The 9,058-nt window shown below is 48.4% G+C and carries 8 protein-coding genes and 1 riboswitch; of the genes, 5 read left to right on the top strand and 3 right to left on the bottom strand.

Features of this window, described 5'->3' with window-relative positions:
• Positions 1 to 490: 490 nt before the first annotated feature.
• The 4 genes from BHE18_RS01505 (at position 491) to BHE18_RS01490 (ending at position 3,781) form a co-directional block, all read left to right on the top strand.
• Entirely contained in the window at positions 491 to 919 is a 429-nt protein-coding gene (locus BHE18_RS01505) for a DUF6526 family protein (protein WP_071616978.1), read from the top strand.
• A 61-nt stretch (positions 920 to 980) separates the two neighbouring features.
• A complete protein-coding gene (locus tag BHE18_RS01500; protein ID WP_032085706.1) occupies positions 981 to 1,907 on the top strand; it encodes an ABC transporter ATP-binding protein in 927 nt (308 codons plus the stop codon).
• Positions 1,904 to 2,995 (top strand): ABC transporter permease, encoded by a 1,092-nt coding sequence (locus tag BHE18_RS01495; RefSeq protein ID WP_071616977.1) that lies wholly within the window; start codon positions 1,904 to 1,906, stop codon positions 2,993 to 2,995. The genes BHE18_RS01500 and BHE18_RS01495 overlap by 4 nt, the downstream gene beginning before the upstream one ends.
• A gap of 108 nt (positions 2,996 to 3,103) precedes the next feature.
• Complete coding sequence (locus tag BHE18_RS01490; protein WP_071616976.1) at positions 3,104 to 3,781, top strand: YdeI/OmpD-associated family protein; 678 nt, start codon at positions 3,104 to 3,106, stop codon at positions 3,779 to 3,781.
• Positions 3,782 to 3,910: 129 nt separating this feature from the next.
• Here BHE18_RS01490 and ahpF read toward each other — a convergent pair whose 3' ends face one another.
• A complete protein-coding gene (gene ahpF, locus BHE18_RS01485; protein ID WP_071616975.1) occupies positions 3,911 to 5,443 on the bottom strand; it encodes an alkyl hydroperoxide reductase subunit F in 1,533 nt (510 codons plus the stop codon).
• Positions 5,444 to 5,455: 12 nt separating this feature from the next.
• Positions 5,456 to 6,019, bottom strand: a complete 564-nt coding sequence (gene ahpC / locus BHE18_RS01480) for an alkyl hydroperoxide reductase subunit C (protein ID WP_071616974.1) — start codon at positions 6,017 to 6,019, stop codon at positions 5,456 to 5,458.
• An 888-nt stretch (positions 6,020 to 6,907) separates the two neighbouring features.
• Positions 6,908 to 7,083, top strand: a riboswitch (Lysine riboswitch).
• Between the two features lie 117 nt (positions 7,084 to 7,200).
• Between ahpC and lysA the strand changes: the two genes are divergently transcribed.
• Positions 7,201 to 8,487: a diaminopimelate decarboxylase gene (gene lysA, locus BHE18_RS01475; RefSeq protein ID WP_071616973.1), complete on the top strand. Its 1,287-nt coding sequence runs from the start codon at positions 7,201 to 7,203 to the stop codon at positions 8,485 to 8,487.
• 55 nt (positions 8,488 to 8,542) lie between these two features.
• On the opposite strand, the gene BHE18_RS01470 is transcribed toward lysA, so the two are convergent.
• Entirely contained in the window at positions 8,543 to 9,004 is a 462-nt protein-coding gene (locus BHE18_RS01470; protein WP_071616972.1) for a GNAT family N-acetyltransferase, read from the bottom strand.
• Positions 9,005 to 9,058: the final 54 nt, after the last annotated feature.

Genomic DNA, 9,058 nt, shown 5'->3' with positions numbered 1-9,058 from the left:
GACCCAACCGGCTATGGGATCAGAACCTCATGGAAGTTTCGACAAAAAAATGTGGGGGCTAGTACTGATAATCCAAAATAGTTGAAAACAGCTGTAAGGAATTTTACACAATAATACGGACTTGACTTGGAAATTTGACAAGTGGCGCAATTATCCGGGAAGTGGCGCAATTAACAGGAATCCGGCGCAATTATCGCCAAAGTGGCGCAATAAAATGGAAACAGGCGCAATTATTCGGGGAATGAAGCAATTATTCAGTAGCGGGCACAATCATTAAAAGAGGAGGCTTCTGTGAAGTCCAAATCCTTCTCTATATGCAGCAATCTTTCACGTAATCCTCATGACTAGCCCATTTTCTATGAAAAAATGACACATAATGTCCGCATCAACACATGCTTTCAACTTAACCAGCGCGTTCTTTTTTTGTCACATTTCTCCAACGACCGGGCAACTGGTATATAATGAAACTATCACTATTCAGGAGGTACATATGAAGCAGCAAAACTATGAAAATCACAGTAAGATTGATCCGGTGTATCACTATGGGATATCCCTGCTGACTCTTGGGACATTTATTTTATCGGTCGTCTTTTTTGTAAATAACGTCGCCAAGGAAACACTTCTCAGCTTCATTGTGCTGTTTGCGGCGGTTACGTTTCTATTGATTATGGCAAAACTGAGATTGTATGCCCTGCAGCTGCAGGACAGGATCATCAGGACCGAAGAAAATTTTCGTCACTACCGGTTGACGGGGAGTGACCTGGACCCGCGTCTCACAGTGAAGCAGGTGATTGCGCTTCGTTTCGCACCGGATGAAGAGTTTCCGGGGCTGGCGGCACGGACGCTGGATGAGGATTTATCACCAAAAGACATTAAGAAGGCTGTGCAGAATTGGCGTGCAGATCAACATCGTGTATAGACAATCTTAGACCGCTCAATCAATACGGGGCGGTATGTTTTTTTAGAAAAGGAGGTTCATTATGCCTGAAGAAGTAATGGTTGATGTTAAGAATCTAGTCAAGCGGTACGGGACATTCACGGCTGTGAACGGGGTCGTGTTCCAAGTCGAAAAGGGAGAGATCTTCGGCCTGCTTGGTCCGAACGGGGCCGGGAAGACGACGACGATCGAGATGCTGGTCGGCCTCCGGAAGCCGGATGAAGGGACGGCAAGCCTTTCCGGTCATGATGTCCGGAAAGAAGTGAATAAGGTGAAGGAAGTGATCGGGGTCCAGCTCCAGTCGACCTCATTATTCGAGCTGCTGAAGGTGGAGGAGATCCTTCATTTGTATGCGAGCTTTTATCCGAGTCATGTGGATATTGACGGTCTGATTGAAGACATGCTGCTGACCGAGAAGCGGAGGGACCGGATCAAGGGGCTTTCGGGCGGCCAGAAACAGCGGCTGGCGATTGCGCTGGCACTGATCCATGATCCGGCGATTGTGTTCCTTGATGAGCCGACGACGGGACTTGATCCACAGGCGAGGCGGACGCTGTGGGATATCGTGCTGCGGTTGAAGGAGCGAGGGAAGACGGTGCTCCTGTCGACGCATTATATGGATGAAGCGCATGTGCTCTGCGACCGGATCGGCATCATGGATCAGGGGGAGCTGATTGCGCTTGATACGCCGGAGAATCTGGTGAAGACACTGCAGTCGGCGAGTACGGTCGAGTTTTATCTGGATGATCCTCCAGAGCAGGAGTGGTTCGGGAAGATGGACGGCGTAAAAGAAGCGGCTGTCAAGGATACGTTCGTCCAGCTGTATACAGATGACCTGCAGCTTGCCCTGACATCGCTCATTGAAGCGTCTTCGGTGCATGGCTTTGAAATCAGGGATCTGCAGACGCGGCAGGCGACTCTTGAGGATGTCTTCATCCATATGACAGGAAGGAGGCTGCGTGAATCATGAGAGCATATGGGCAGCTGACACTGGCACAATTACGGATTTTTGCGCGGAACAAACAGGTACTTTTCTTTACCTTGCTTTTTCCGGTCATCCTGATGGTGGCGCTCGGTTCATTCGTCGGCGGAGGGAACACGATGTCGCTGACGGCAGGGATCGTCGATAAGGATGACAGCGGACCATCCAAGGACTTGAAAGCTCTTTTTGATAAAAATGAGGGGATTGAAACCTCTGATTACGGTTCGGTCAAAGAGGGGAAGCAAGCTGTCGAAAACGGTGATATTCAGCTTCTGATCGAAATCCCGAAAGGCTATGGGGACAGCATCGATGCCCGTGATGGAGCCTTTTCTGTCCCTGTTTATTACAATGAAAAGAACCTGACGACCGCTGAGCTCGGCCTTACGGTGGTGAACGGCGTCATCGATCAATACAGCAAGGAGCTTGCCGGCTACGAGCCGCTCGTGACGGTCGAGAAGGTCGGGATCGAGGCACTGAACATACGCTATATCGATTTCCTTGTTCCAGGGATCGTGGCGATGATGATCATGAGTAACAATATGAACGGTGTCGCCGGACAGATTTCAGCCTGGCGCGAGCGCGGGATCCTTCGCCGGATGCAGGGGACGAGACTGAAAGCGTCGACGTTCATCGCCGCGCAGATCACGGCACGCCTCTTGCTGAACGGGACGCAGGCACTGCTGGTCGTCCTCATTGCGAATCTTATTTTTGACATCAATGTTGCAGGCTCTTGGCTTGCACTGATTTTCTTCATCGTGCTGGGGACGCTTGCGTTCATGGCACTCGGCTTCATCATCGCAGGAATGGCGAAGAATCCGGAAAGTGCGGGGCCGATCGCAGGCTTTGTATCATTCCCGCTTCTGTTCCTGGGAGGCGTCTTCTTCCCGATCAGCAATATGCCGGATTTCATTCAGCCAATCGTGAAGATCCTGCCGATTGCCCATCTCGCTTCAGCACTCCGTGAGACGATGAACCTCGGGACATCGATCATGGCGCTCGGTACCGAGACGCTCATCCTGGGTGCATGGCTCGTCGGCGGATTCATGATTGCAAGCTGGGTGTTTAAGTGGGAATAGAGGAGTATGCTGCCCGTGTCCCCGCTTAGGCGGCCAGAGGGAGCCGCGGGGACAGGTCCCTTGACCCAATGGGCCCTGTGGTGAATTTTTGAAAAAAGGAGCCTTGTTATGAACTCAACCAAACCGGTTACTGAAAAATTGAATTTTGGCAAATATCCTGATAAGCTCATCCTCAACCTTCCGGGGGATATCGATGACTTCAGCGGGGTGGACTATGACGCTTCGGTCGAAAAAGGACAGTATGATCTTGTGTTTATTTTTGTATTCGATTTAAAAGAGTTTGCGTCTCGTTTGAAGCAAGTGGTGGAAACGGGTTTGGTGAAGGATAACGGCTATCTATACTTTGCCTATCCTAAAAAGAACAATCCTAAGTATGATGCGTACATAGAACGGGACAGCATCTATAATGAAAATCATTATGATGAAGATGGATATGTTCACGGAAGCAGTCTCAAATTCTCGAGGATGATCAGCCTGAATGATGTGTTCACTGTGGTGGGCATGAAGGCGGCGCCTAAGAAGGCGAAGAAGTCTGAGAGTGCGAAAAAGAGCCAGTCGGTGGATGATTATATCGCTCATATTGAAGATATAGAAACATATTTGGGCGGTAATGAAGAGATAGCGGCTCTATATGCAGGGTTGACGCCCGGGTACCGAAAGGATTGGGCGCGCTATGTTTACAGTGCGAAACGGAAGGAAACGCAGGAGAAACGCCTGAAGGAAATGGAGACGGTCCTCGCTGAAGGGTTTAAGACGATGGACTTGTATAGAAGGCGGAATAAATAGGTGCTTGAAAAATGGGTCAAGGGAACCTGTCCCCCGCAACCCGGCTCCACGACCCGGCCCAGCCGGAAAACCACGGCCCGGACCACAAAAAAGCCGCATCCTGCACGTCGCAGGATGCGGCTTTTGCTATCAATTACGGATAAGGTAGTCGAACGCGCCGAGTGCAGCGGTCGCTCCTGATCCCATTGAGATGATGATCTGGTTGTATGCACTGTCGGTGCAGTCTCCGGCAGCGAATACACCTGGAAGACTTGTTGAGCCGTGCTTGTCAACGATGATTTCACCGAAGCGTGTGCGTTCGATGGATTCATCAAGCCAGTCCGTGTTTGGTACGAGACCGATCTGGACGAAGACACCTTGCAATTCGACGTGGTGTTCCTCATGTGTGTCACGATCGGTGTAGGTGATCCCGTTCACCTTGTCGGTTCCAGTGATCTTCTGTGTCTGTGCGTTCGTGATGACTGTCACATTCGGAAGGCTGTAAAGACGTTTTTGCAGTACGTCGTCCGCTTTCAGTTCTGAGTTGAACTCGAGAACCGTTACGTGGTTGACGATTCCGGCAAGGTCGATCGCTGCTTCGACACCGGAGTTTCCGCCGCCGATGACCGCTACGTCTTTTCCTTCGAATAATGGACCGTCACAGTGAGGGCAATAGGCCACACCTTTGTTCTTGAATTCCTGTTCGCCAGGGACGCCGATGTTTCTCCAGCGGGCACCTGTCGAAATGATCAGGCTCTTACTCTTAAGGACTGCGCCGTTTTCAAGTTCAAGCTCGATCATGTCTTTCTTTTCAAGGCGCTTGGCACGCTGAAGGTTCATGACATCGATGCCGTAGTCCTTCACGTGTTCTTCAAGGCTTGCGACAAGCTTCGGTCCTTCAGTCTGCTTGACGCTGATGAAGTTCTCGATGCTCATCGTATCAAGCACCTGGCCGCCAAAGCGTTCAGCTACGATACCGGTACGGATTCCTTTACGTGCTGCATAGATAGCTGCACTGGAGCCCGCAGGTCCGCCGCCGACAACAAGAACGTCGTATGGGTCCTTGTCAGATAGCTCGCTGGCATCAGGGCCTTCAACAATTTTCGCAAGGATTTCTTCAATGGTCGTGCGTCCGCCGCTGAAGAATTCAGCATTCAGATAAACGGATGGAACGGCCATGATGTTCTTGTATTCTACCTCTTCTTTATACGCAGCACCGTCGATCATCGTATGAGTGATGTTCGGATTGAGCACACTCATGATGTTGAGGGCCTGTACAACGTCAGGGCAGTTATGGCAGCTTAGGCTGACATACGTTTCGAAGTGATGCTCGCCTTTGATGCTCTTGATCTGATCGATGACACTCTGGTCAACTTTCGGCGGTCTGCCGCTGACTTGAAGAAGGGCAAGCACCAGTGAAGTGAACTCATGTCCGAGCGGGATACCGGCGAAATGGACCCCGGTATCCTCCTCCCCGGCACGATTCACGCTGAAGCTTGGTGTTCTTGGAAGATCAGCTTTTTCGACAGTGATCTTCGGGGACATGGAAGCAATCTCTTCAACGAGAGCCACTGTATCCTTAGATATGTCGTCATCACCTGCAGAGACTTTCAGGACGGTGTCGCCTTCAAGCATCTGGAGGTACTGTTCCAATTGTGCTTTAATATCTGCTTCGAGCATGATTTACTGCACTCCTTATAATTTACCAACTAGGTCAAGGCTTGGTTTAAGTGTTTCAGAACCTTCCTGCCATTTAGCCGGGCAAACTTCGCCTGGGTTGTTGCGCACATATTGTGCAGCCTTGATTTTGCTGATTAGGATATCTGCATCACGGCCGATGCCGCCTGCATTGATTTCAACTGTTTGGATGACACCATCAGGATCGATGATGAATGTTCCGCGGTCAGCAAGACCGTCTTCTTCGTTCAATACTTCGAAGTTGCGGGATACTGTTTGAGATGGATCCCCGATCATCGCGTATTTAATTTTACCGATTTTTTCAGAGCTGTCGTGCCAGCCTTTGTGTGTGAAATGTGTATCTGTAGAAACGGAATATACTTCTACGCCAAGGGCCTTAAGAGCCTCGTAGTTATTTTGAAGGTCTTCAAGTTCTGTCGGGCATACGAATGTGAAGTCTGCAGGGTAGAAGCAGAAAATGCTCCATTGACCTTTCAGGCTTTCGTCAGTGACAGTGATGAATTCACCATCTTTGTATGCTTCTGCTTTGAATGGTTTTACTTCTGTTCCGATTAAAGACATAGTGTAAATTCCTCCTAAATGATTGTAGTGATGTGATTGAGAATTATTAATACTTTATAATAATTCTAATTCGATATTTATTATTATATATGCAGGTGAAAAAGTCAAGGAAGAAGATCGTTTATTTTTCAAAAAATGCAGTTTGGTATTGTGAATGGGTGAGATGGGTTCTTCTCCCTTGAGGCGGATGCTTTTATAAAATAAGCAACGAGAATAGTTTACCCTATTCTGGAGGATTGAATCATGGGAAAGCTTTCGTTTGTATAGGAAATTCGACATGAGTGGGGCAATTATTTTTTTATAGGGTGCAATAATGAAATGAGGGGTAGAATTATGTTTTTGAAAGGTACAAATAATATTTGAAGGGTAGAATAAGTTATTTGAGAGGCACAATTCCGGTATGAGGCACGAAATTGACAGGTTAAATAAGCGGTTATATTGATGAAGGGCACAATAAATATGAGAAAAGGCCTTATTTTTAATAGAAAGGACTACGTTCTTCTCAATCACAAAAGAAAATACGCCTCTGCTTCACGAATAGCGGAAATTCGACATGAATGGCACTATTATTTTTTTATAAGGTACAATAACTCCATGAAGGGTAGAATTATGTACTAGAAAGGTACAAAAATAAAAATCCCTCTGAAGGGCAGAATAATCTATCTGAGAGGCACAATTCTAGGGTAGAGCAGAATATAGCCGGGTAAAAGGATAAGGTTAGGATAAAAAATGGAACACTTAATATGTAAGAAGGCAATATTTTTATAAAAAAGGACAACTTTCTTCTCAATCCCCAAAAGAAACAGCCCGCTGCCCGAATAGATGAAATAGATTGACAATTTTTCCGCCGCGATGGTATAGTTGCTGTACAAACTAATAAACTTACTCTCTGATAATAGAGGCGCGAGAATGAGGAGTAGCTTTCCTGAGGATGATGGATCCCGGGATGGAAAGTGAAAGGCAGATCGCCGAAACAGGAAACAGCCAATCGGTTTCTTGTTGGGCTGACATTGAACAAGTGTCAGACTGTCACAATGGTCACGTTGTGGAGAACTATTGAAGAGATGTTAATACAGAATTCTTCAGAACGTTCTTCGTTTTGATCAGGAAACCGTATGAGCATCGCTTCATACGGTTTTTTTGTGTATTTTTTTCGGAGGGGTTTCAGGAGGAGATTCAAGATGACAGCAATGACAACGAATGTACAGGGACAATTGGAAATCGGCGGGGTGAGCACCGGCGAACTGACGGCAGCGTATGGGACGCCGCTGATGGTTTATGATGAGGAAATGATCCGCGGGAATGCGCGCGCGTTCCGAGAGTCGTTCATCGAAAGCGGGCTCGAGTTCCAGGTGGCGTATGCGAGCAAGGCGTTTATGTGCAAGGAAATGGTGCGCCTTGCAGAAGAAGAGAATCTCTCGCTGGATGTCGTATCCGGCGGGGAGCTTTACACGGCTCTCGAAGCAGGATTCCCGGCTGGACGGATTCATTTTCATGGGAACAATAAGTCCGAGGAAGAGCTTGTAATGGCGCTTGATGCTGAGATCGGATGTTTCGTGGTAGACAGTTTCCTTGAGCTTGAACTCCTGCATGAACTGGCGAAAGAACGTGAGCAGCAGGTGAATATCCTGCTCCGCGTGACGCCTGGAGTCGAGGCTCATACCCATGATTACATCATGACGGGGCAGGATGATTCAAAGTTCGGTTTTGGCATATCGACCGGTCAGGCCGACCGCGCGATGCAGATCGCACTCTGCAAGCCGCATTACAATGTGCTCGGAATCCACTCGCATATCGGATCGCAGATTTTTGAATTGGACGGTTTTCAGCAGGCCATCACCGTGCTGTCCGATTTCCTTCAAAGTGTGAGGCTGGAGTGCGATGTCACGCTGCCGGTACTGAATATCGGCGGGGGGTTCGGAGTCAGATATACGGAAGAAGACAAACCACTTCCAATCTCCGAATATGTAAAAGCGATCACGGACTGCGTGAAGGAGAGCTTCGGGGAGAACGGGTATCCGCTGCCGGAAGTATGGGTCGAACCCGGACGCAGCATCGTTGCGGAAGCAGGGACAACCCTCTATAAGGTCGGATCGAAGAAAATCATCCCGGATGTGCGCACCTATGTTTCGGTGGACGGGGGGATGACCGATAATCTTCGTCCTGCTCTTTACGGGGCGAAATATCATGCGGTGCTGGCGAACCGACCGAATGAGGAATGCACGGAGCTTGTCAGCATTGCCGGAAAGTGCTGTGAGTCAGGTGACATGCTCATCTGGGATCTGAAGCTTCCGCCGGTGAACTTCGGCGACACCCTGGCTGTGTTTAGTACCGGTGCCTACGGATATTCGATGGCTAACAACTATAACCGGATCCCGCGTCCGGCTGTTGTGTTTGTGAAAGACGGGGAGTCGCGCATAGTGATCGAACGGGAAACGTATGCGGATCTCGTGAGACTCGACCGTTAAAACGGAAAGAACCTTTGCCGGGTTGGAAGGCAAAGGTTCTTTTTTTAGATAGCAGTCAGAGGATCTCCTTCTCCATCAGCACGTTGGTTGTCTTGTACCCGATCTTTTCATATAAGCCCCTGGCAATCTTGTTATGTCCGAATAGGTGGAGGCCGATTTTGTTCATCCCGAGTTGTTTCGCTTTTTCTTCTATTGCTTTCATGGTTTCTTTGCCATAGCCTTTTCCCTGGTGCTCATCCTTGATGCGGATATCATAGATGAATCCTTTTTCAGGTGATTGTCTGGCAAGCCAAATGATCCCGGCCCCCTCATTTTTTTCGTTCAATACCGTGTATAAGTAATTGTTTTCAGAATTCTCGCCATCAGGAAGGAGCTTGCTGAATTCATCTTTCGCTCTTTGCAATGAGTCTTCTTCTTCCCAGTTTCCCGCAGACACTTTTTCCTTCGCAAAGTCAGCGACTGCTGTATCCAGATACTGCTTGAATTCATCTGTGTTCATCTTTTGTAAAGTAACCATATTTAGTTTCCATCCTTGAAGTACATTAATATTTTCTTCCTTAAAAAAATCCCG

Origin of the sequence: Rossellomorea aquimaris (assembly GCF_001877785.1) — a bacterium.
Lineage (GTDB): Bacteria > Bacillota > Bacilli > Bacillales > Bacillaceae_B > Rossellomorea > Rossellomorea aquimaris_A.
The sequence above is the reverse complement of the archived record's forward strand: the minus strand, read 5'-3'. Positions and strand labels throughout refer to the sequence as shown.

Excerpts from the sequence above, each read along its gene's own strand:
- BHE18_RS01505 (WP_071616978.1), top strand. The coding sequence starts at position 491 with ATGAAGCAGCAAAACTATGAAAATCACAGTAAGATTGATCCGGTGTAT.
- BHE18_RS01500 (WP_032085706.1), top strand. The coding sequence starts at position 981 with ATGCCTGAAGAAGTAATGGTTGATGTTAAGAATCTAGTCAAGCGGTAC.
- BHE18_RS01495 (WP_071616977.1), top strand. The coding sequence starts at position 1,904 with ATGAGAGCATATGGGCAGCTGACACTGGCACAATTACGGATTTTTGCG.
- BHE18_RS01490 (WP_071616976.1), top strand. The coding sequence starts at position 3,104 with ATGAACTCAACCAAACCGGTTACTGAAAAATTGAATTTTGGCAAATAT.
- ahpC (WP_071616974.1), bottom strand. The coding sequence starts at position 6,019 with ATGTCTTTAATCGGAACAGAAGTAAAACCATTCAAAGCAGAAGCATAC.
- lysA (WP_071616973.1), top strand. The coding sequence starts at position 7,201 with ATGACAGCAATGACAACGAATGTACAGGGACAATTGGAAATCGGCGGG.
- BHE18_RS01470 (WP_071616972.1), bottom strand. The coding sequence starts at position 9,004 with ATGGTTACTTTACAAAAGATGAACACAGATGAATTCAAGCAGTATCTG.